Origin of the sequence: Actinoplanes philippinensis (assembly GCF_900113015.1) — a bacterium.
Taxonomy (GTDB): domain Bacteria; phylum Actinomycetota; class Actinomycetes; order Mycobacteriales; family Micromonosporaceae; genus Actinoplanes; species Actinoplanes philippinensis.
The window spans coordinates 224594-244304 of record NZ_FONV01000003.1; the positions used below are offsets into that span (position 1 = coordinate 224594).

Consider the following 19711-nt stretch of genomic DNA (forward strand, 5'->3'; position numbering starts at 1 on the left):
GCCCATCAATAAGTTCGCGGGTATGTCACATCGCGGTCATTTGGACGCGGTCACGGTCTTCGCTGTCACCGAGCCGTCGTCGCCGGTCGCGCCCTCGACGGTGATCGATTGACCGGCCTTGACGTCGCTGAGCTCGCCCCTGGTCGCGGTGTTGACGGTGGTCGATCCATCGGTCTTGACGGTGACGACCGTGCCGTCCTCGGTCTCCACGTAGATGGTCTTCCCGTTGACCAGCTTGACCTTCCCGGCGGTGCCGTTGCTCGCCGCGGTCGTGCCCGTGCCGGTGGCGGTGCCCGCGCCGGGAAAGGCGCCGCCCGGGGCGCCGCTGGCCCCGGTCCGGGGGAACCCGCCGCCCGCGCCGCGCGTGCCGCCGCCGGGGAACCCGCTGGTCGCGCTGGTGGCACTGGTCCCCCACTGCTTCTGCGCCTGCACCCCGCCGAGGAAACCGCCCATCAGCAACGCCGCCACCCCGAGGCCGACGGTGCCCTTGTTCCACCACTTCTTCGGCGCGGCGGCCGCCAGCTCGGCGGAGAGGCCGTCGCGGTCCGGTTCCTCGACCGTCGAGATGATCGCGGTCTCGTCGTTCATCGTTGTCACAGCAGGGTCCTCACTCGTAGCGCAGCGCGTCGATGGGACGCAGGCGGGCGGCGCGGGCGGCGGGCAGGCCGCCGAAGAACAGGCCGATCGCGATGGACACGCCGACGGCGTACCCGATCGAACTGGGCACGATCACCGGTTTCACCCCGACGATCTCGAACTGGCTCCCGATCAGGGCGGCGGCCACCCCGAGGGCGCCGCCCAGCACACTCAACAGGCTCGCCTCGATCAGGAACTGGGTCAGGATGACCCGGCGGGGCGCGCCGAGGGCCTTGCGGATGCCGATCTCGCGGGTCCGCTCGGTGACCGTGACGAGCATGATGTTGGTGATGCCGATGCCGCCGACGAGCAGGCTGATCGCGGCGACCGCGCCGAGCAGGGTGGTGAACGTGTCGGCGGTCTCGGTCTGGGTCTCCAGCAGCGACGACGCGTTCTGGATCCGGTACGGCGTGCTGGCCGACGACGCGGCGACGTCCAGTTTCTGGTTGAGGATCGTCGACACCTCGGACTGGGCGGCGTCGACCTTGTCCGGGTCGGCGGCCTCCACGATGATCGAGGTCAGGGCGCCGTATCCGGTGAGCACCTGCTGCACCGCGGTGAGCGGGGCGACCGCCGTGTCGTTGGCGTCGTTGAAGCCGGTGGAACTTTTCTCCTGCAGCACCCCGACGATGGTGAACAGCGCGCCGCCGACGGTGACCTGCTTGTCGATCGGGTCGACGCCGGGGAACAGCTCCTCGGCGACGGTCTGCCCGATCACCACGACCCGCCGGCCCTGGTCGACGTCGTCCGCGCTGAAGGCGGTGCCCTTGCCGACCGGGGTGGTGGAGGCCGCGAACCAGCTGGGTGTGGTGCCCACGAACGTGGCGACCGAGTGGTCGCTGCCCTCGTAGGTCATCGTCGCCGACGACGAGCTGACCACCGGCGACACCGACTTGACGTCCGGCGCCAGCTCGGCGTCGACCAGCGCGTCGGCCATCTCCTTGGTGAGGGCGGTGCTGCTGGAACCGCCACGGCCGGTGCTCATCACGGTGATCGTGTTGGTGCCGAGCGCCTCGATCCGGTCGCTGATCGCCTTGGCCGAGCCGTTGCCGACCGCGACGAGCAGGATGACCGCGGCGACACCGATGAGGATGCCGAGCATGGTCAGGGCGGAACGCAGCTTGTTGGCCGACAGGCCGCGCAACGAGAAGCGGACTACCTCGAAGAAATTCACAGTGTGTGACGTCCTCCCACAGTCGCCCGGCCCTGTGCCTTGTGCTGGGCCCCGACCGGGGGCAGGTGGATCGGCGACTGGCGTACGTCGGTGACGATCGAGCCGTCGACCAGGCGGATCAGCCGTTTGGCGCGGGCGCCGACCTCGTCCTCGTGCGTGATGATCACGATGGTGCGGCCGGCGGTGCTGAGGTCGTCGAAGACCTGCAGCACGTCGTCGGTGGACTTGGAGTCCAGGTTGCCGGTGGGTTCGTCGGCGAGCAGCAGGGCCGGCTCGGTGACCAGGGCCCGGGCCACCGCGACACGCTGCTGCTGGCCGCCGGAGAGCTGGTTGGGCTCGTGGTCGGCCCGGCCCGCGAGACCGACGACGTCCAGGGCCTCCATGGCGCGCCGGCGGCGCTCCTTCGGTTTGACCCCGGCGTACGCCAGCGGCAGCTCCACGTTGGCCAGTGCGGTCGTCCGTGGGATGAGGTTGAACGACTGGAAGATGAACCCGATGAGCCGGTTCCGGGCGAGCGCGAGCTGCCCGTCGGACAGCTTGCTGACGTCCACGCCGTCCAGCAGGTACCGCCCGGAGGTGGGGATGTCGAGCGCGCCGAGGATGTTCATCAGGGTCGACTTGCCGGAGCCGGACGAGCCCATGATCGCCACGTAGTCGCCGCGGTGCACGGTGGCGGACACCCCGCGCAGCGCGTGCACCGTGGCCTCGCCCTGACCGTAGATCTTCGTCAGGTCGGTGACCTGCAGGACGGGTTTGCTCACCGGGTCCTCCCGCCGCCGCCACCGGGCGCGCCGCCGCCACCGGTGAAGCCACCGCCACCGAACCCGGCGCCGCCGCCGGGGAACCCACCGCCCTGCTGGGTGCCGCTGCCCGTACTCGTCGAGGTGGTCTTGACGACGACCTGCTCGCCCGCGGTGAGCCCGGAGGTGATCTCGGTGGCGCTGTCGCCGGCCAGGCCGATCTCCACCGACCGGTTCTCCTGGACGCCGTTGGCGACGACGGTGACCGTGTGCCGGTTGCCTACGGTGGTGATCGCGGCCGCGTTGACCAGCACGACGTTCTCCTTGGAGCCGGTGGTGACCGACACCGAGACGGTCTGGCCGACCTTGGCGCCGGTCGGCACCTTGTCCAGGGTGAGGGTGACGCCGTAGGTGACCACGCTGTTGGAGGTGGTCGCGGACGGGTCGATGGCGGCGACCTTGGCGCTCTGCGAGGTGCCACTGAGCGCGTTCCAGGTGACCGTGGCGACCTGGCCGTCCTTGAGGCTGGTGGCGTCGGCCTCGGCGAAGCTCGCCGACACCTGCATCCTGGTCAGGTCGGCGATCTCGATGAAGCCGCTGCTGCTGCTGCTCGACGACGAGCTGGAGGAGCCGCCGCCCTGCGAGCCGCCGCCGGACGAGCCGGAGCTGGAGGAGCCGCTTCCGGAGGCCGAGCCGCCGAGGGTGCCGTTGACGGCGGTGACGGTGCCGGCCATCGGGGCGGTCAGCGTGGCGCCCTCGACCGCCGCCTCGGCCTCGTCGACGGCCAGGTTCGCCTCGGTGACCTGGTTCTCGGCGTCGGAGGTGTCCGAGCCGGCGTCCTCGGCGCGGTCCAGGGCGTCCTGGGCGGCGTCGAGATCGGCCTCGGCGGCGTCCAGCGAGCGCTGGGCGGCGGCCGGGTCGACCTTGGCCAGGACCTGGCCCTTCTTTACCTTGTCACCGACCTTGACGCTGATCGAGGTGACCGTGCCGCTGGTCTCGAAGGTCGCGCTGGCGGTGCTCGCACTCTCCAGGGTCCCGTCGGCGGTGGCGGTCTTGGTGACCGTGCCCTGCTGGACGGTGACCGTTCGCTCGGAGGCCGTCGCGGCCGTCGCCCCGTCGTCGGTTCCGGAAAATGTCTCGTACACCGTATAGGCCCCGGCGACGAGCACGGCGCCGATCACGGCGTTGACCACCAGAGACGGGTGGCGGCTCAGACGTACCTTCATGGCGCACACTCTGGGGCTACGGGCTATGAGGAGCTTCGGCGCAACCTGGGAGCCACCTCAAAACCTCACGCGGAGTCACCGACCGCAGGCAGCGCCACACGGAACGTGGCCCCGCCGCCCGGCGTCTCGCGCAACTCCACCCGGCCGCCGTGCTGCTGCACGATCGCCGCCACGATCGCCAGGCCGAGCCCGGAGCCGCCCCCGTGAGCCCGGGAACGGCTCGAATCGGCCCGGTAGAGCCGCTCGAAGACCCGGTCCGCGTGCTCGGGCGGCACACCCGGCCCGTCGTCACAGACCGCGAGCACCGCCTCGTCGCCGTCCAGGCCCACCCGCACCGTCACGGTCGTCCCCGGCGGGGTGTGGCTCAGCGCGTTGGCCACCAGGTTCGTCACCACCTGACGCAGCCCGTGGTCGTCGCCGAGCACGGTCGCCGGCTCGAAGGTGTCCTCGGCGTCGCTGAGCCCGGCGAGCAGCACCTGCCGGCCCGGCGCGCGGGCGTGCGCGTCCCGGATGGTGTCGGCCGCGATCTCCAGCAGGTCGATACGGCGCAGGTCGAGGGTACGGTGCTGATCCATCCGGGCCAGCCGCAGCAGGTCCTCGACGAGCACCGCCATCCGCGCCGACTCGGCCTCGATACGGCCCATCGTCTCGTCCAGTTGCGGGCCGGGCGGGGAGCCGCCACGCCGGTACAGCTCGGCCCAGCCGCGGATCGAGGTGAGCGGGGTGCGCAGCTCGTGCGAGGCGTCCGCGACGAACTGCCGCAGCCGCTGCTCCGACGCGGTCCGCGCGTCGACCTCGCCCTCGATCCGGGTGAGCATCGCGTTCAGCGCCAGGCCGAGACGGCCCGGCTCGGTGTGCGGGTCGGTGCCGGGCACCCGGCCGGACAGGTTGCCGCCGGAGATGTCCGCGGCCACCGCCTCCATCTCGGTGAGGGGCCGCAGCCCGATCCGCACCACGAACGCCGCCCCGAACGCCAGGGCGGTCAGCACCAGCAGGAGCACGCCGGAGTCGATGAGGATCAGCTGCTGGGTGGTCTGCTCGACCTCGTCCAGCGACGTCCCGACCACCGCGTACGCGCCGCTGTCACCGCGCTCGACGGCGATCATCCGCCAGTCCGCGCCGTCGACGGTGGCGACCGTGTACGGCGTACGGGTGACGGCACGCGCGGCGATCTCCTCCAGCGACGGCACCGGCGGGCGCACCGCGCCGGCCGTGTCGCTGCGGGTGGTGTCCAGCGCCCCGTCCGCGCCGATGAAATACATGACCTGGTCCGGGCCGATGCCACGGCCGCGACCGCCGCGCGGGACGAAACCGTTGGGGTTCGGCGCGAACTCCGCCAGTGGCCGGCTGATGCCGATCAGCTGCTCGTCGATGCGGTCTTCCAGGTAGCGCTGGATCAGCAGCACGCCGACGACGTTCGCCACGATCAGCGCGACGCCCGAGAGCACACCCACGACCAGGGCGAGCCGGGACTTGAGAGTCCAGTACCGCCAGGGAACCACGCCCATCCGACCGCCCCGCCCCGCGCCCGACGACGGAAGCGAACTCAGTCTTCCCGGGGCAGCCGCAGAGCGTACCCCACCCCGCGCACCGTGTGGATCAGCGGCGGATCGGTCCGGTCGATCTTGCGACGCAGGTAGTAGACGTAGGACTCCACGATGCGCCCGTCGCCGCCGAAGTCGTACTTCCACACCCGGTCCAGGATCTGCGCCTTGCTGACCACCCGGCCCGCGTTGATCATCAGGTACCGCAGCAGGTTGAACTCGGTCGGGGACAGCTCGATCAGCCGGCCCGCCCGCCGTACCTCGTGGGCGTCCTCGTCCAACTCCAGGTCCGCGTACCGCAGCACGCCGGTGTCCTCTTGCGGCTCCTCCGGCTGGCTGCGGCGCAGGATCGCGCGTATCCGTAGCACGACCTCCTCGAGACTGAACGGCTTGGTGACGTAGTCGTCCGCGCCGGCTGACAGCCCCAGGATGCGATCCTCCACCGCGTCGCGGGCGGTCAGGAACAGGACCGGGACCCGGTGGCCGGCGGCTCGCAACCGCCGGGCCACCTCGATCCCGTCGACGTCCGGGAGCATCACGTCCAGGACGATCAGATCCGGCTCGAACTCCTGCACCGCCACGAGCGCGCCGTGCCCCGTCTCCGCCACCCGCACGTCGAAGGCGACCAGCCGCAACGTCGCGCTGAGCAGCGCGGAGATGTTCGGCTCGTCGTCGACGACCAGCACCCGGAAGGGCCGGGACGCGGCGTCACTGAGGGTCACGGGACCTCGGGTTTCGGAAAGCACCGTAAAGAACTATCAGCGTTTTCTTTGAATGACCTATGAACGGGTGGGGAGGACGCTGCCCGCCTACCAGGACTTCGCCACCGGGTCGCCCTCGGCGATCCCGGAGACGATCTCGGTGTACCGGTCGCCCCGCAGCCCCAGCTTGACCGGGACCTCGGCGCCGTCCCGCAGGACGGTTCCGCTGTCCCCGGACACATCGTGCACCGCCGTGCTCGGCACCCGCAGCACCTCCTTCTTGCTGCCGGTGGTCACCCGGACGTTGGCGCTCTGCCCGACGAGCAGTTCGTCGGGCGCGTCGGTGAAGGACAGCACCACACCGAACCGGGTGAGCGTGCCGTCGCTGGTGCCGACCGGGTCGACCTGCACCACCGTCGCGTCGAAGGTCTCGCCGGGCCGGTCGGCGAGGGTGATCACCGCCTTCTGGGTGACCTCCAGGTGATCGGCGTCCGCCTCCGGGAAGTCGGCGCTGATCTGCATGTCGTAGATGTCGGCGAGGGTGATGAACGCCGACCCGGACTTGGCGGTGCTGCCCACCTTGCCGCCCACCGAGATGATCTTCCCGGCGATCGGCGCCTTGATCGTGGCGCCGGCCAGGTTCTCCTCGGCCTCCTCCAGCGCCACCTCGGCCGCGTTGACCCGCTGCTGGGCGCTGAGGATCGCGTCCCCGCCGGAACCGCCACCCCGGGTGGAGGAACCACCGCCGGTGGAAGCGGCACAGGTCTTCGTGGCGGTGGCGCGCGGTTTGCCGGTCTTCGTGACCGTGGGCGAGGCGGTGGCCGACGCCCGCGCCGAGGGGGACGGCGACGGCGACACCGACGGGGACGCCGAGGCCGGCTCGGTGTAGGCGGCGGCCACGTCGCAGCCCGGCGTAGTGGTGGTGGCCGGCGCCGACTGTGCCGTCTCCAGCGCGTCATAGGCGTCCGACAGGGTCGCGGTGGCGTCGTCGACCTTCTCCGCGGCGTCGGTGTCGTCGACGGTGGCGAGCACCTGGCCCGCGGTCACCGTGTTGCCGGCCCGGACCTTCACCGACTCGACCTCGGCCGACACCGCGAACGACAGGCTGCGGGTCTGCGCCGGCTGCAGCGTGCCGGTGGTGGCGACCTCGGTGGTGACCGCCCCCTTGTCGGCCTTGACGATCTCGGCCGCCTTCGACTCCTCCTGCGCCGCGCCGGCCGTCAGCGCACGCACCACGCCGAAGGCGATCAACGCGAGCACGACGACCGCCACGGCGAGCCAGATCAAACGCCGGCGACCGGCCAGTGCAACACCCATGGTCGCCGAGTGTGCCGAGCGGTCCTCGCCGCGGGCTCGGTCCTACCTGGGAGTTCGCTCGGAGCGCCGCGGGGCGTTCTTAGGTAACTCCTAGGGTCGTCCGACCTTGTGCACAGGTGCGGCCGCTTTCCTTCACACGTCCCGCACCAGTGCCGACTTAAGGAGAATCCCCGTGCCGGTGATCAGTTGGAAGGCGCCGCGCCGCGCCGTAGCCGTCGCCGCGGTCTCGGTCGCCATGCTCTTCACTGCGGCGTGCGGCGGCTCGGACGACGCTGCCACGGACACCAGCGGCACCAACGGCCAGAACGGCGGCGGCAACAACGCGTTCGCGGCGTACATCAGCTGTCTCAACCAGAACGGCGTCACCATCACCATGCCGTCCGGCGGTCCCGGTGGCGGCGGATTCGGCAACGGCGGCGCCCGCCCGTCCGGCGCTCCCGACGGCGTCCGGCCCTCCGGTGGCGCCCGCCCGTCCGGCCAGCCCCGCCCGGAGGGCAGCGCCGGCCAGCGCGGGGGTGGCGGCTTCCCCGGAGGCGGCGGGTTCGGCAAGCCCGAGGGCGTCGACGACGCGACCTGGCAGAAGGCCCAGGAGGCGTGCGCCTCGGTACGCCCGAGCATGGGCGCCGGCCGCGGCGGCAACGGCAACGGTGGTGGTGGCCGCGGCGCGAACGCCGCCTACCAGAACTGCCTGAAGGAGAACGGCGTCACCGACACCGCCAACCCGGACACCTCCGACGCGACGGTGAAGAAGGCCGTCGAGACCTGCGCGGTCCTCAAGCCCACCGCCTCCGCGGCGTCCTGAGGCTCCGCCACCCACAGACCCCGTGCCGGCATCGCCGTCCCCCCGTCGATGCGATGCCGGCACGGCGTCCGGCACAGCCCGTGTCTCTCTCCGCCGAGAGACGCGGGCTGTTGTCTTTCGCTCAATGCGCGTGGTGTGCAGAAACGGACAACGAAGCGTCGCCCGTCCGATGTGGACACGGCCTTAACATTGGGCATCCAACGGGGAAGGCATGTAAATGCTCAGATCGCTTCTAGCTGCCCTGTCCACCGTCACCGTTCTCGCTGTCGTCGCCGTGCAGACCCCGGCCTACGCCACTCACGAAGTCGACAGCATGGTTCCCACGACGACCTACCACCCGATCTGCCTGGGCACCACCGACCTGCTCAGCGGGATGGTCTGCCAGACCGACAACGCCAACGTCTACTGGTACGCCGACAGCAACGATCCCGGTGAGCTGGAGGACAACGACGTCGCGTCGCTGGAGAACATGCTCTCCACCCAGTACGCGCCGACCGACCTGGCCATCTACTACGACGGCAGCCCGGTCTTCTCCGGCACGGCGCAGACCGACATCGTCTACCAGGAGTCCGAGGACGCGCTCCCGCTGCCCTCCGGCTACCGCGGCTGGACCTGGTGCAACGACGACGTCTCCACCGAGGCCTACGCGTGCGACCAGCAATACGTGCGGATTCAGTCGCCGGACGGGTATCGCATCTTCGGCGGCGGCCTCGCCTGCCACGAGACCGGGCACGCCGTCGGCCTGCTGCACGGCGCCCAGGCCTACCCGGTGCTCCCGTCCACCGACGGACGGTTCGGCTGCATGATGAACGAGATCTACGAACTTCCCTATTACCTGGGATCCGACCAGGTCCACCAGATCAACAACACCTACTGACGGAGGCGCAGGATGAAGCTTTCCCGAATGGGGACCCTGATGCTGGTGGCCGGCGGGGCGCTGACCGTCACCGCCGCCTGCTCGGCCCAGGACCCGCAACCGACGCAGCCGGACGCGCCGCGGGCCGCCCAGCAGGCCGCCGCCCAGCAGGGACCGGCCGTGCAGCGGGTGGTCCTGAGCGAGGGCTCGGACCGTACCGCCAGCCGGTCGGCCGGCAACTGGGCCACCTACGCTGACCACGTCCTCGTCGTCACCGTCGTCGGCGAGACCCGGCACCCCGTGCTCAAGAAGGAGGCCGAACGCGGTGAGGGGCTGATCGCCCGGACCGTGAGCCTGCGCGTCGACAACGTGCTCTGGTCCGCCCCCGACGCGCCGCAACCCGCTCCCACCGAGGTCAAGCTGGCGGCCGCCGGGTGGCTCTTCAACAACCACAGCGGCCCCGTCGAGACCAAGATCGCCATCCGTGACTCGGCCCGGCTGGAGGTCGGCCACACCTACATCAAGGCCCTGGAGTGGATCGACGACCCGTGCTCCGGCGATCCGGAGAAGGGATCGTGGGAGGGCCTCGGATCCGGTGACACCATCCCGTACGACACGGGTGTCCCGGGTGCGGGCGAGTTCGAGGGGCAGGTGCGGACCGCCGATCAGTCCAAGGCCCGCACCAGGCTCGACACCGACGAGGCGCGTACCCTGCGGGGCCAGGTGATCTCCGGGACGCCGGTGTCCGCACTGGTGTCCGGGCTGCGGGTGGCCCGGCCGGCCGCCGAGGGCTACCTGCCCCAGGAGTGCGACCCGGCCGACAACTGACCGCACCCGGCGAACGACCCCCGCCCGGTCCTCCCGGAGCGGGGGCCGTTCGCCGTCAGCGCGGCGCCGGTGGCCGGGCCGTGCCGAGCAGGTCCTCGACCAGGTCGCGATCGGGGCCGATGGCGTACACCGCGAGGTCGCCCGCGAACACGTACCCCGCCCAGTCGCCGTTCCTGTTCTGCCGCACGCCGGGCCCGTGCGCCGGGTCGAACGTCGCCGCCCCGTAGAACACCACGCCGGTCGTCATCGTGCACCGCGGCGAGCCGGCCGGCGCCCATTTCTCGTACTCCACCTCACAGCCGCCGGTGTCGGGGTGCACCCAGTCGGCGGGGATGTCGACCCGCACGTCCCGGTGCTCGATGGTCTTCCAGCCGGCCCGCGGCTGGGCCGACCCGGAGACGGCGGGCTTCGGGGAGCCGGCGGAGGCACTCGCGGGGGCGGCGGCGGGGGTCGCGGCCACATCGGACCGGTCCTTTCCCGCCGACGTGCACCCGGCGACGGCGGCAACGAACACAGCGACGGAAGCGGCCGACGAGACGAGCCGGGCACGACGCGAACCGGTCATGGCAGTCATGGTCCTCTGACGACGGCCGGGGCTGCCGCGTTCCGCTCAGCCGGCCGTGGGCGGCGCCCCGGTCGTGGACCGGACCACCAGCCGGGGCGGGATGACGACGGCACGCGGGCCGGACGGGGCGCCCTCGATGCGCTCGACCGCCCGCTCGATGGCCCGCGCCGCCAGCGCGTCGATGTCCTGACCGATGGTGGTCAGATCGATGTGGGCCAGGCGGCTGAGGCTGGTGTCGTCGTAACCGACGACGCTGATGTCGCCGGGCACCCGCAGCCCGTGGTGGCGCAGCACGTCGAGCAGGCCGGTCGCGCTCAGGTCGTTGAAGACGGTCACCGCGGTCGGCGGGTCGGCCAGCAGACGCTCCGCGGCCCGGGCGCCGTCCTCCTCGCCGGCGCCGCCCGGCACCACCCGGATGTGCTCGCCCAGGCCGTGGCGGCGCATCGCCTCCTGGTAACCGGCGCGCCGCTCGGCCGAGCCGTGCACGGTCCCGCCGTCGACGTGCGCGATCCGCCGGTGCCCCAGCGACACCAGGTGGTCGACGGCCTGGTGGGAGCCGAGCGCGTCGTCGTTGTGCACCACGTCGACGTCGCGGCGGCGGGCGCTGCGCATCATCGCCACCACGGGCAGGCGCGACGCGATCGACGCCAGCTCGGCCGAGCGCATCGTGCCGCCGAACAGGACGATCGCCTCGCAGCGGTCCTGCAGCAGGTCGCCGACGGCGGTCCGCTCGCCGCGCCGCGGTGTCACCGCGCTGAGCGTGAGCTGGTAACCGGCCGCGCCGGCCGCGTCGTACAGTCCGGTGAGCAGATCGTGGTGGAACGGGTGCCGCACGTCGAAGACCACGCCGAGCAGCCGGCTGCGGCCACTGCGCAGCAGCCGGGCCCGGCTGTCGGGCTGATAGCCGAGCTCCGTCGCGACCTTGAGCACCCGCTCGCGGGTGGCCTCCCCGGCGCCCGGCGCGCCCCGCATCACGATCGACACACACGCCACCGACACCCCGGCCTCGGCCGCGACGTCGGCGAGCGTGATCCGCCGCTCCCCTGCACGCATGCCGCGATGGTACGGGGTGTGACAACTAGAACGTTCTACCGACACAGCAACTAGAACGTTCTAGGATGCCAGGAGTGGACACCCTGACCCGCGGCCGCCGATGGGCCGCCCTGCTCGCGCTCTCCCTCGGCGGTTTCGGGCTCGGCCTCACCGAGTTCTCCGCCATGGGCCTGCTGCCCGAGATGGCCCGCGACATGCTCCCCGTCGAGTACGCCGCCTCCCCGCCCGACGCCGTCGCCCGGGCCGGCTGGATGATCACGATCTACGCCCTCGGCGTGGTCGCGGGCGCGCCGACCATCGCCGCCCTCACCGCCCGGCTCCCCCGCAAGCGCCTGGTCCTCGGGCTGCTCGGGCTCTTCCTGACCGGCACGGTGCTGTCCGTCGTGGCGCCCACGTTCGAGCTGGTGCTGGCCGCACGGTTCGTCGGAGCGCTGGCCCACGGCGCCTACTTCGGCGCGGCGGCGATCCTGGCCGGGCGCATCCTCGGCCCCGGCAACCAGGGCAAGGGCTTCGCGATCGTGCTCGGCGGGCTGACCGCGTCCAACCTGCTCGGGGTGCCACTGGTCACCGGCCTCGGGCAGAGCCACGGATGGCGTACGGCGTACCTCCTCGTGGGTTTGATCTTCGCTCTCAGCTTCCTGGCCGTGCTCGCGACGGTGCCTGCCGTCGCGGCCGCACCGGGCGGCTCGCCCCGCGCCGAGCTGCGTGCCTTCCGCTCGCCGCGGGTGTGGCTGGCCTCCGCCGTGGTCGCCGTCGGCACCGCCGGGTTCTTCGCTGTCAACAGCTACATCGCGCCGCTCACCACCCAGGTCGCCGGCCTGCCGGACAGCGCCGTGCCCTACGTGATGGCGCTCATGGGCCTCGGCATGACGGTCGGCATCGCCGCGGGCGGGGCCGCCGCCGACCGCGACATCGGCAACACCCTCCGGTACGGGTTCGCCGCCGTGGTCGCCGCGGTCGTCGTCTTCGGTGTCGCGGCCGGGCATCCGGTGGCGCTGTTCCCGGCCGCCTTCCTGGTCGGGGCGGCGAGCGCGTTCATCGGCCCGGCCCTGCAGTCGCACCTGATCGGGAGCGCGCCGGGCACCCAGCTGATGGGCGCGGCGGTCAACCAGTCCGCGGCCAACGTCGCGAACGGACTGGGCGCCGCGCTCGGCGGGGCCGCGATCGCCGCCGGCTGGGGCTACCTGTCGTCGGTGTGGATCGGCGCCGTGCTCGCCGCGGCCGGGCTGCTGCTCGCGCTGCGCAGCCTGCGGCCCGCACCGGCGCCGGCCGTCGACCACGAGCCGGTGGCCGCGCTGTGATTACTAGAACGTTCTATTCCCACCGCCACTAGAACGTTCTAGGGTCGCCGGGTGGACACACTGAACCCGGGGCGGCGCCTCGCGGCCCTCATCGCGCTGGCGCTCGGCGGCTTCGGACTCGGGCTCACCGAGTTCGTCGCCATGGGGCTGCTCCCGGAGATCGCCCGCGATCTGCTGCCCGGGGCGTATGCGGCGTCGGTCCCGGACGCTCTGGCCACGGCCGGCTGGATGATCACCGTCTACGCGCTCGGCGTGGTCGTGGGCGCACCGACCATCGCGGTGCTGACCACCCGGGCGCCCCGGCGGCGGCTCGTCGTCGGGCTGCTCCTGCTCTTCGTCGCCGGCACCGCCGCGTCGGCGATCGCGCCCACCTTCGAGCTGGTGCTGGCCGCGCGGTTCGTCGCCGCCCTCGGCCACGGGGCGTATTTCGGGGCGGCCGGGATCCTCGCGGCCACCATCCTCGGGCCGGGCAACCACGGCAAAGGCGTGTCGATCGTCATCGGCGGGCTGACCGCGGCGAACCTGGCCGGGGTTCCGCTGATCACGGTGCTCGGGCAGGCGCACGGGTGGGAGGTGGCCTACCTGGCGGTGGCGGGCGTCTTCGCGCTCAGCCTGATCGCGGTGCTCACGACCGTACCGTCGATCGCCGCCCCGGCCACCGGATCACCTCGCGCCGAACTACGGGCCTTCCGCTCGCCGCAGGTCTGGCTCGTCGCCCTGGCCGTCGCCGTCGGCACCAGCGGGTTCTTCGCGGTGAACAGCTACGTCGCGCCGATCACCACCGAGGTGGCCGGGCTCGACGAGTCGACGATCCCGTGGGTCCTCGCGTCGATGGGCCTCGGCATGACCGTCGGGATCGCCCTCGGTGGCATCGCCGCCGACCGTGACCTGCGACGCAGTGTGCTCGGCGGGTTCGGTGGCCTGATCGGGTCGGTCGCGTTCTTCGCGCTGGCCGCCGGGCATCCGGCCGGGCTGGTGGTCGGCGCGTTCCTGGTCGGGGCGGCCAGCCTGTTCATCGTGCCGGCCCTGCAGTCGCGTCTGATCGCGGTGGCCCCTGGCGCGCAGCTGATGGGCGCGGCCGTCAACCAGTCGTCGCTGAACATCGCCAACAGCATCGGCGCGGCCCTCGGCGGAGCGGTCATCGCGGCGGGCTGGGGATACCTCGCGTCCGCGTGGCTCGGCATCGGCCTGTCCGTCGCCGGGCTGCTGGTGGCGCTGCTCAGTTTCCGCCTCCCAGTTGAGCCCAATCCTGTCAATTCTGAGGAGAAGTTGCTGGTCAACAGCGCGTGACTTGCACTCGGCAGGCTAGAGTGCTAACACAGAAGGAGCTACCGAGGCTTTGGTGAGGGAGCACCGAAGGAGGAGATCACCATGCTTCTGCGCACCGACCCGTTCCGTGACCTCGACCGCCTGTTCGAGCAGTTCACCGGCACCAGCAGCCGCCCGGCGGTGATGCACGTCGACGCCGAGCGTGACGGCGACACCTTCTATGTGTATTTCGATCTTCCCGGCGTCGACCCGGACTCCATCGACGTGACCGTCGAGCGCAACGTCCTGCAGGTCCGCGCCGAGCGGCGACGCCGGCCGAAGGACAGCGCCGAGACAGTGATCAGCGAGCGGCCGATGGGCGTGTTCAGCCGGCAGCTGTTCCTCGGTGACACGCTCGACACCGACAGCCTGCAGGCCACCTACGACAACGGGGTGCTGACCCTGCAGATCCCGGTGTCCGAGCGGGCCAAGCCGCGCCGGATCACCATCGGGTCCGGCGGCTCCGGCCGGCGGCAGATCAAGGGCTGACCCCGCGCGGAGGAGATCCGCGCTCCGGCCGGCGGCAGATCAAGGGCGGACCCACCCCGGGGCCGCCGGCTCAGGCCGGCGGCAGGGCAACGGTCGACCCGCGCGGGGAGCTCCGGGCTCCCGCGGTGAACCCCGCCAGCCGGGAACGGTCGGCGACGACGACCCCGCCGGGCGTCAGACGAACGGCCGCCGCGCGGCTCAGCCTGTTCAGCGCACGGTTGACGGTCACCCGGCTCAGGCCGAGCGCGCGGGCCAGCTCGTCCTGCGAGCCCGGCCAGGCCGTCCGGCGGGGGTCCTCGTCGAGCAGGCGGGCCGCGACCCGGGCCACGGCGGGCAGCGTCACCGAGTGGACCAGGTCCCGTCGGCCGGCCACCGCGTCCCGGGCGAGAGCCGCGAGCACGTGGTCACGGACCGCCGGCTCGTCGTGCAGCAGGCAGCGGAAATCGGCGGCCGGCAGGAGCCGCGTGGTCGACACCGTGGTCGCGCGCAGCCCGGTCGGGGACGGCTCACCGCTCAGGACGGCCGGCTTGTCGGCGATCGCGGGGCCGGTCCACCGGGCGGGCCACACCTCGGCGCCACCCGCGCTGTCGTGGGTGGCGACGACCGTACCGCTGAGGAGGAAGACCACGTCGGACGCGCACGTGCCGGCCGGGCGCAGCAGGTCGCCGGCCGCGAAGCGCGTGGCCCGTGACCGCCGGTCGAGGTCGGCGAGACGGTCCGGCGGAAGGTCGCGCAGCGCCGGTACGGCACTCAGAGAAGTCACGTATCAACTGATACATCGCCGGCCCCGGTGGCCGCCGTAGCGTCGGGCGCATGTGGATCGTCGAACTCGCCTTCACCGCGGCGCCGGAACGTCTCGCCGCCCGGCCCGCCCATCGGGAGCGGCTGACCGAACTGCACGCCGCCGGCATCGTCCGGACGGCGGGTCCGCTCGCCGACGACAGCGGCGCCGTGATCGTCCTGGACGTGCCCGGCCGGGCGGCGGTGGACGAGTTCCTGGCCGCCGACCCCTACTTCCGGGTGCCCGGCGTCGAGGTGTGCGGCGTCCGGGAGTGGCGGCCGTTCCTGGGCTGAGCCCGGTCAGCGGCGGCGGGTGGCGACGGTGAGCCCGGTGCCGGCCGGGAGGCGGACGGTGTGCAGGCGCGGGTCGGTGGCCAGGGTGTCCTCGACGCGCTGGACCGCCTCGCGATGCTCCGGCTCGGTGTAGCGGGACAGGTCCATGTCGTCGACGATCAGGACGCCGCCCGGGGCCAGGGCGTCCAGGGTCAGGTCGAGGCCGGTCCATTTGCCCGCCACCGCGTCGGCGAAGATCAGGGCGAAGTGGCCGAGGGACGGGAGCAGGGCGGCGGCGTCGCCTTCGAGGATCTCCACCCAGGCCGGCCAGTCGCTCTCGCGGACGGCGGCGGCCAGGCCCGGGTCGAGTTCCACGGTGGTGAGCGTGGCGTCGTCCCGGCCGGCCAGGCCGGTGGCCAGCCAGGCCGTCCCCGTGCCGGCGCCGGTGCCCAGCTCCAGGACCCGGCCACCGGGCGGGACGGCCGCGGCCAGGACCGCGAGCAGCGGGCCCACCGGGTCCTCGCAGGACATGCCGAAACCCCGGAGCTCGGCCCGCTGCTGCGCCTGTCTCACCGACTCGGGAACGCTCATCGGCCGATGGTTGCCGGATCGCTACCGGCGGGCAACCGATTTGAGCGCGGCCCGGGCGAAGAACCGGCCGATCATGCGGGCCGCCGTCCGGGTCGGCAGGAGGCGGCTGAAGACGAACACCTGCGCCCGGTAGAGACGCCCGTCGACCACCGCCGGAGCGCCCCCGCGCAGCGCCGCGGCCACGGTGTCGGCCACCTGCCCGGGGTGGCGTTTGCCGCGGAAGTGGCCGGGGTTCATCGGGGTCTCGACGGCTCCGGGGCTGACCGCGACCACCCGTACGCCGGTGCCCTCGGTCTCGATCGCGAGCGCCCGGGTGTAGGAGAGCACGAAGGCCTTCGAGGCCGCGTACACGGCATTCCAGGGCGCCGGGGTGTACGCGGCGGTGCTGGCGATGTTCACCACGGCGCCCCGGCCGCGGGCGAGCATGGCGGGCAGGAACCGGGCGGTGATCTCGGCGACGGCGCCCGCGTTCAGGTCGACGGTCGCGCGGATCCGGTCCGGTCCGACGTCGGCGACCGTGCCGACGTGGGCGACGGCGGCGTTGTTGATCAACACGTCGATGTCCGTCCCGGCGAGTTGTCTCTCCAGGTCGGCGGGCCCGTCCGGGAGGGACAGATCCAGGGGTACGGTACGCACCTCGACCCCGTGGGCGGCGCGCAGCCGCCGGGCCGTGTCGTCGAGGCGGGCGCCGTCGCGGGCGACCAGGATCAGGTTCGTGCCGTCGGCGGCCAGGCGGTCGGCGATCGCCGCTCCGATGCCGGTGCCCGCGCCGGTGATCAAGCCGTGGTTCGTCATGCCGGGAACGCTAAACTTTCACGTTGACGTCAATGTCAAGCCGACGACGGGCGGGGTGCGATGCGGATCGGGGAGCTGGCGAGAGCGGCCGGGGTCAGCACCAGGGCGTTGCGCTACTACGAGGAGCAGGGTCTGCTCGTCTCGCAGCGGCGCGGCAACGGCTATCGGGAGTATGGCGAGCACGCGGTCCGGCAGGTCGCGTTCATCCAGGATCTGTACAGCGCGGGCCTGCCGTCGGAGGTGATCCGGGAGATCCTGCCGTGCACCGGGCCGGCCGGGGTCACCGGTGACTGCTCGGCGCTGCAGGCGAAGGTGCAGGAGGTGCGGGACCGGCTGGCCCGCCAGGAGCGGCAGATCGCGGGCCGCCGGGAGATGCTGGAGCGCTATCTCTCCGGCGCCGACGCGCCGGCCGAGTTCACCGGACTCCCTGGGCTCTCAGCAGGCGGGTGATCACCGGCGCGGGTAGGGCCGGGTTGGCGGCGGCCGCCTCCGCGGTTCGCTCGTCGGCGAGCAGTTCGAGCAGGCGGGGCCGCGGCAGGCGCGGGTCGGCGGCCATCGCGGACCGGACCCGGCCGGACGGGTCGTGGCTGAGCCGCTCGATCAGCGCGGGCGAGGCGTCCGGGTCGAGCGCGACCAGAGCGCGCGGCGGCGGCGCCGGATCGTCGGCGAGGCGGGCCAGACCGGTGCGCGGGAAGGCCGGATGCCGCAGCAGGTCCTCGTCGCCGGTCGCGAGATACGACTCCAGCACCAGCTCGCCGGGGGCGTGCGCCTGGTGGGCGCAGAGCAGCGCCCGGACCGCGGGATCGGGGTCGGCGGTGAGCACGGCGAGCAGGTCGGCGGGCAGGTCCGGATGGCAGGCGGCGCTGCGCCGCAACAGGGGATGCGCCGAGCGTACGCACCGGTCCAGCTCGGCCGGACCGGAGGCGAGCACCCACTCCAGGGGCGGCACGGCGTCGGCCGGGGTGACCGGGTGGTCGATGGCGGCTCGCTGCGCCTCGGTCAGCTCGGGGCGGGCCGAGACGGCCAGGCGGACCCGGGGCGACGGGTCGGCGGCGAGCACGGCGATCCACTCGGTGGGGAGCGCGGGGTCGGCGGCGGCCCGTTCCCGGTTCCAGTCGGCGGGGTCGGCGGCGAACCGGACGGCCTCGTCACGGCCGAGGGTGGGCGGCTCGTACGACTTGCGGTCGAGCAGTGCCCGGGCCGCGTCGGCGATGCCGGGCTGCTCGTCGCGGGCGAGCCGGGCCACCACGTCGCGGGGTGTGCCGGGCAGAAAGGTGAGCAGGTCCCGGACCAGCGGCTCGGGATGCCCGGCGAGACGGTGGTACACCCAGTCGGGAAGCGGCCCGGCCCAGCGCGTCGGCGGGCCCTCGAGAACGGCCTGCACGACCCGGATGCTGAGATCGTCGGCCAGCCGGGCGCGCTGGTCACCGGTGGCGCCGGGACTCTGGGCCAGCGCTTCCCGTACCTCCGGATCGGGGTGTGCCGCGAGAGCGTCGAAGGCCTCGTCGGTCCATGCGCGCCGGGCGGCGAGGTCCCACCGGCTGACCCGGTCGTCGCCGGCGAGCCGCAGCAGGGCGGCCGGCGGGAGGGCCGGGTTGCGAGCCAGGCCGCGCAGGGGGTTGGACACGAGGTGGAACATTACGGCCCTTCGCACCGCGTATCCACGTGCTGTCCGGGTGGTGACCGAAATCGATGAGGCCGGGCCGGTCCGACCGGCCCGGCCTCGCCGTCGCGGGGTCAGCTCAGCGGGCAGCTGCTGCGGTAGTCCGAGATCGCGAGCCCGCCCGGTCCGGGGCAGATGAACTGGTCGTAGCGGGTGTCGTTGTCGACGAACCGCTTCAGCCAGGACACCGCCTGCACCGCGGTCGGCGTGTTGACGCTCTGCGGGAAGAAGTGGCTGGCGTTGTTCAACTCCAGGTACGCCTTCTCCGCCGACGCCGGAATGGTGTTGTAGAACGGGATCGAGTGCGAGGAGACGGGCGCGATGCTGTCGCTCTCGCCGCCGACGATCAGGGTCGGCACCCGCAGCTCGGTCCACGACTTGTCGGTGTTCCACGGGGCCAGCGGGACGGCGGCCTGCAGGGACGGCCGGTCGCTGGCGGCTTCGAGGCTGCCGCCGCCACCCATCGAGTGGCCGGCGACCGCGAGCCGGGTGGCGTCGATCCGGGTCCGCACCGAGCTGCGCTGGGTGAGGTAATCGAGAGCGGCCAGCAACTGGTCGCCGCGGGAGCCGGGCTGGTCGGCGGTGGTCAGGGTCTCGATGCCGATGACGACGAAACCGTGCGAGGCCAGCCGCGGGCCGAGCCAGTCGATGCTCGACCAGTAGGCGGTGAAGCCGGGCGAGATCGCGATCGCGCCGAACGTGCCGTCACTGGTGGTGGTCGGGTAGTAGATCTCGCCGCCGCCGAAACCGACGGCGGCCAGGCGGGACACCGAGGTGGTGCTCACGGCGTAGGGTCCGCGGGAGGCCTGCAGGGCGGCGAGGGTCGGTGCGGGGCCTCGCTCGTACGGGTTGGCGGCGGCCGCCGCCGGGGTGACGCCGGCGCCGGTGACGAGGGTGATCGCGGTGGCCGCGACGACCAGCCAGCGGCGGGCCCGGGTGGGAACGGAGGTCACGTCGATGTCTCCTAACCGTGGGGGAACCGATCGACGGACGTCAGTTTTGGCGGTGTGACAACAGGCGCGCATCGGCGAAATCGCCTGCGTCATGTCATCAGGCGGCAACATCCCGG

At 72.5% G+C, this 19711-nt stretch carries 22 protein-coding genes; 8 read left to right on the top strand and 14 right to left on the bottom strand.

Annotated features, from left to right (window positions below; all coding sequences use genetic code 11):
- Positions 1-36 precede the first annotated feature (36 nt).
- From BM290_RS07920 to BM290_RS07950, 7 genes are all read right to left on the bottom strand, one after another.
- The gene (locus tag BM290_RS07920; RefSeq protein WP_093611566.1) at positions 37-588 is read right to left on the bottom strand and encodes a hypothetical protein; all 552 of its coding nucleotides are present in this window, start codon (positions 586-588) and stop codon (positions 37-39) included.
- 19 nt (positions 589-607) lie between these two features.
- On the bottom strand, positions 608-1810 hold the full coding sequence (locus BM290_RS07925; RefSeq protein WP_093611568.1) for an ABC transporter permease: 1203 nt from the start codon (positions 1808-1810) through the stop codon (positions 608-610).
- Positions 1807-2571 (bottom strand): ABC transporter ATP-binding protein, encoded by a 765-nt coding sequence (locus BM290_RS07930; RefSeq protein ID WP_093611569.1) that lies wholly within the window; start codon positions 2569-2571, stop codon positions 1807-1809. Before BM290_RS07930 ends, BM290_RS07925 begins: the two co-directional genes overlap by 4 nt.
- Positions 2568-3776 carry an efflux RND transporter periplasmic adaptor subunit gene (locus tag BM290_RS07935; RefSeq protein ID WP_093611571.1) on the bottom strand — a complete coding sequence of 403 codons (1209 nt, stop codon included), beginning with the start codon at positions 3774-3776 and terminating at the stop codon, positions 2568-2570. Before BM290_RS07935 ends, BM290_RS07930 begins: the two co-directional genes overlap by 4 nt.
- 65 nt (positions 3777-3841) lie before the next feature.
- A complete protein-coding gene (locus BM290_RS07940; RefSeq protein ID WP_177319635.1) occupies positions 3842-5284 on the bottom strand; it encodes a sensor histidine kinase in 1443 nt (480 codons plus the stop codon).
- A 38-nt stretch (positions 5285-5322) separates the two neighbouring features.
- The gene (locus BM290_RS07945) at positions 5323-6042 is read right to left on the bottom strand and encodes a response regulator transcription factor (protein WP_093611573.1); all 720 of its coding nucleotides are present in this window, start codon (positions 6040-6042) and stop codon (positions 5323-5325) included.
- An 87-nt stretch (positions 6043-6129) separates the two neighbouring features.
- On the bottom strand, positions 6130-7338 hold the full coding sequence (locus BM290_RS07950; protein WP_093611575.1) for an efflux RND transporter periplasmic adaptor subunit: 1209 nt from the start codon (positions 7336-7338) through the stop codon (positions 6130-6132).
- Between the two features lie 172 nt (positions 7339-7510).
- On the opposite strand from BM290_RS07950, the gene BM290_RS07955 reads away from it, so the two are divergent.
- The 3 genes from BM290_RS07955 (at position 7511) to BM290_RS07965 (ending at position 9824) form a co-directional block, all read left to right on the top strand.
- Positions 7511-8140 (top strand): hypothetical protein, encoded by a 630-nt coding sequence (locus BM290_RS07955; RefSeq protein WP_093611577.1) that lies wholly within the window; start codon positions 7511-7513, stop codon positions 8138-8140.
- Between the two features lie 217 nt (positions 8141-8357).
- Positions 8358-9017 (top strand): hypothetical protein, encoded by a 660-nt coding sequence (locus tag BM290_RS07960; RefSeq protein ID WP_143133659.1) that lies wholly within the window; start codon positions 8358-8360, stop codon positions 9015-9017.
- A 12-nt stretch (positions 9018-9029) separates the two neighbouring features.
- Positions 9030-9824, top strand: a complete 795-nt coding sequence (locus tag BM290_RS07965) for a hypothetical protein (RefSeq protein WP_143133660.1) — start codon at positions 9030-9032, stop codon at positions 9822-9824.
- Positions 9825-9879: 55 nt separating this feature from the next.
- On the opposite strand, the gene BM290_RS48185 is transcribed toward BM290_RS07965, so the two are convergent.
- A complete protein-coding gene (locus BM290_RS48185; RefSeq protein WP_177319636.1) occupies positions 9880-10389 on the bottom strand; it encodes a hypothetical protein in 510 nt (169 codons plus the stop codon).
- 45 nt (positions 10390-10434) lie between these two features.
- Positions 10435-11442 carry a LacI family DNA-binding transcriptional regulator gene (locus BM290_RS07975; RefSeq protein WP_093611585.1) on the bottom strand — a complete coding sequence of 336 codons (1008 nt, stop codon included), beginning with the start codon at positions 11440-11442 and terminating at the stop codon, positions 10435-10437.
- Between the two features lie 65 nt (positions 11443-11507).
- On the opposite strand from BM290_RS07975, the gene BM290_RS07980 reads away from it, so the two are divergent.
- The 3 genes from BM290_RS07980 (at position 11508) to BM290_RS07990 (ending at position 14540) form a co-directional block, all read left to right on the top strand.
- A complete protein-coding gene (locus BM290_RS07980; protein WP_307837923.1) occupies positions 11508-12743 on the top strand; it encodes an MFS transporter in 1236 nt (411 codons plus the stop codon).
- Positions 12744-12794: 51 nt separating this feature from the next.
- Positions 12795-14033 (top strand): MFS transporter, encoded by a 1239-nt coding sequence (locus BM290_RS07985; protein WP_093611589.1) that lies wholly within the window; start codon positions 12795-12797, stop codon positions 14031-14033.
- An 81-nt stretch (positions 14034-14114) separates the two neighbouring features.
- Positions 14115-14540, top strand: coding sequence for an Hsp20/alpha crystallin family protein (locus tag BM290_RS07990; protein WP_093611591.1), 426 nt, complete (start codon positions 14115-14117; stop codon positions 14538-14540).
- Between the two features lie 70 nt (positions 14541-14610).
- On the opposite strand, the gene BM290_RS07995 is transcribed toward BM290_RS07990, so the two are convergent.
- Positions 14611-15303, bottom strand: a complete 693-nt coding sequence (locus BM290_RS07995) for a Crp/Fnr family transcriptional regulator (RefSeq protein ID WP_093611593.1) — start codon at positions 15301-15303, stop codon at positions 14611-14613.
- Positions 15304-15353: 50 nt separating this feature from the next.
- Between BM290_RS07995 and BM290_RS08000 the strand changes: the two genes are divergently transcribed.
- The gene (locus tag BM290_RS08000; RefSeq protein WP_093611595.1) at positions 15354-15614 is read left to right on the top strand and encodes a YciI family protein; all 261 of its coding nucleotides are present in this window, start codon (positions 15354-15356) and stop codon (positions 15612-15614) included.
- Positions 15615-15620: 6 nt separating this feature from the next.
- On the opposite strand, the gene BM290_RS08005 is transcribed toward BM290_RS08000, so the two are convergent.
- Positions 15621-16184, bottom strand: a complete 564-nt coding sequence (locus BM290_RS08005; protein WP_093611597.1) for an O-methyltransferase — start codon at positions 16182-16184, stop codon at positions 15621-15623.
- Between the two features lie 21 nt (positions 16185-16205).
- Complete coding sequence (locus tag BM290_RS08010; RefSeq protein ID WP_093611599.1) at positions 16206-16979, bottom strand: SDR family NAD(P)-dependent oxidoreductase; 774 nt, start codon at positions 16977-16979, stop codon at positions 16206-16208.
- Between the two features lie 60 nt (positions 16980-17039).
- On the opposite strand from BM290_RS08010, the gene BM290_RS08015 reads away from it, so the two are divergent.
- Positions 17040-17429 (top strand): MerR family transcriptional regulator, encoded by a 390-nt coding sequence (locus BM290_RS08015; protein ID WP_093611601.1) that lies wholly within the window; start codon positions 17040-17042, stop codon positions 17427-17429.
- Here the strand turns inward: BM290_RS08015 and BM290_RS08020 are convergent.
- Both BM290_RS08020 and BM290_RS08025 read right to left on the bottom strand, forming a co-directional pair.
- Entirely contained in the window at positions 17395-18606 is a 1212-nt protein-coding gene (locus BM290_RS08020; protein WP_203779045.1) for a hypothetical protein, read from the bottom strand. The genes BM290_RS08015 and BM290_RS08020 overlap by 35 nt on opposite strands.
- 110 nt (positions 18607-18716) lie before the next feature.
- Positions 18717-19595, bottom strand: coding sequence for an alpha/beta hydrolase family protein (locus BM290_RS08025; protein ID WP_203779043.1), 879 nt, complete (start codon positions 19593-19595; stop codon positions 18717-18719).
- Between the last annotated feature and the right edge of the window lie 116 nt (positions 19596-19711).

What these genes read in the sequence shown, in the direction of transcription:
- BM290_RS07920 (WP_093611566.1), bottom strand. Translation starts at nt 588, where the DNA reads ATGAACGACGAGACCGCGATCATCTCGACGGTCGAGGAACCGGACCGC.
- BM290_RS07935 (WP_093611571.1), bottom strand. Translation starts at nt 3,776, where the DNA reads ATGAAGGTACGTCTGAGCCGCCACCCGTCTCTGGTGGTCAACGCCGTG.
- BM290_RS07940 (WP_177319635.1), bottom strand. Translation starts at nt 5,284, where the DNA reads ATGGGCGTGGTTCCCTGGCGGTACTGGACTCTCAAGTCCCGGCTCGCC.
- BM290_RS07950 (WP_093611575.1), bottom strand. Translation starts at nt 7,338, where the DNA reads ATGGGTGTTGCACTGGCCGGTCGCCGGCGTTTGATCTGGCTCGCCGTG.
- BM290_RS07960 (WP_143133659.1), top strand. Translation starts at nt 8,358, where the DNA reads ATGCTCAGATCGCTTCTAGCTGCCCTGTCCACCGTCACCGTTCTCGCT.
- BM290_RS07965 (WP_143133660.1), top strand. Translation starts at nt 9,030, where the DNA reads ATGAAGCTTTCCCGAATGGGGACCCTGATGCTGGTGGCCGGCGGGGCG.
- BM290_RS48185 (WP_177319636.1), bottom strand. Translation starts at nt 10,389, where the DNA reads ATGACCGGTTCGCGTCGTGCCCGGCTCGTCTCGTCGGCCGCTTCCGTC.
- BM290_RS07975 (WP_093611585.1), bottom strand. Translation starts at nt 11,442, where the DNA reads ATGCGTGCAGGGGAGCGGCGGATCACGCTCGCCGACGTCGCGGCCGAG.
- BM290_RS07980 (WP_307837923.1), top strand. Translation starts at nt 11,508, where the DNA reads ATGCCAGGAGTGGACACCCTGACCCGCGGCCGCCGATGGGCCGCCCTG.
- BM290_RS07990 (WP_093611591.1), top strand. Translation starts at nt 14,115, where the DNA reads ATGCTTCTGCGCACCGACCCGTTCCGTGACCTCGACCGCCTGTTCGAG.
- BM290_RS08000 (WP_093611595.1), top strand. Translation starts at nt 15,354, where the DNA reads ATGTGGATCGTCGAACTCGCCTTCACCGCGGCGCCGGAACGTCTCGCC.
- BM290_RS08005 (WP_093611597.1), bottom strand. Translation starts at nt 16,184, where the DNA reads ATGAGCGTTCCCGAGTCGGTGAGACAGGCGCAGCAGCGGGCCGAGCTC.
- BM290_RS08010 (WP_093611599.1), bottom strand. Translation starts at nt 16,979, where the DNA reads ATGACGAACCACGGCTTGATCACCGGCGCGGGCACCGGCATCGGAGCG.
- BM290_RS08015 (WP_093611601.1), top strand. Translation starts at nt 17,040, where the DNA reads ATGCGGATCGGGGAGCTGGCGAGAGCGGCCGGGGTCAGCACCAGGGCG.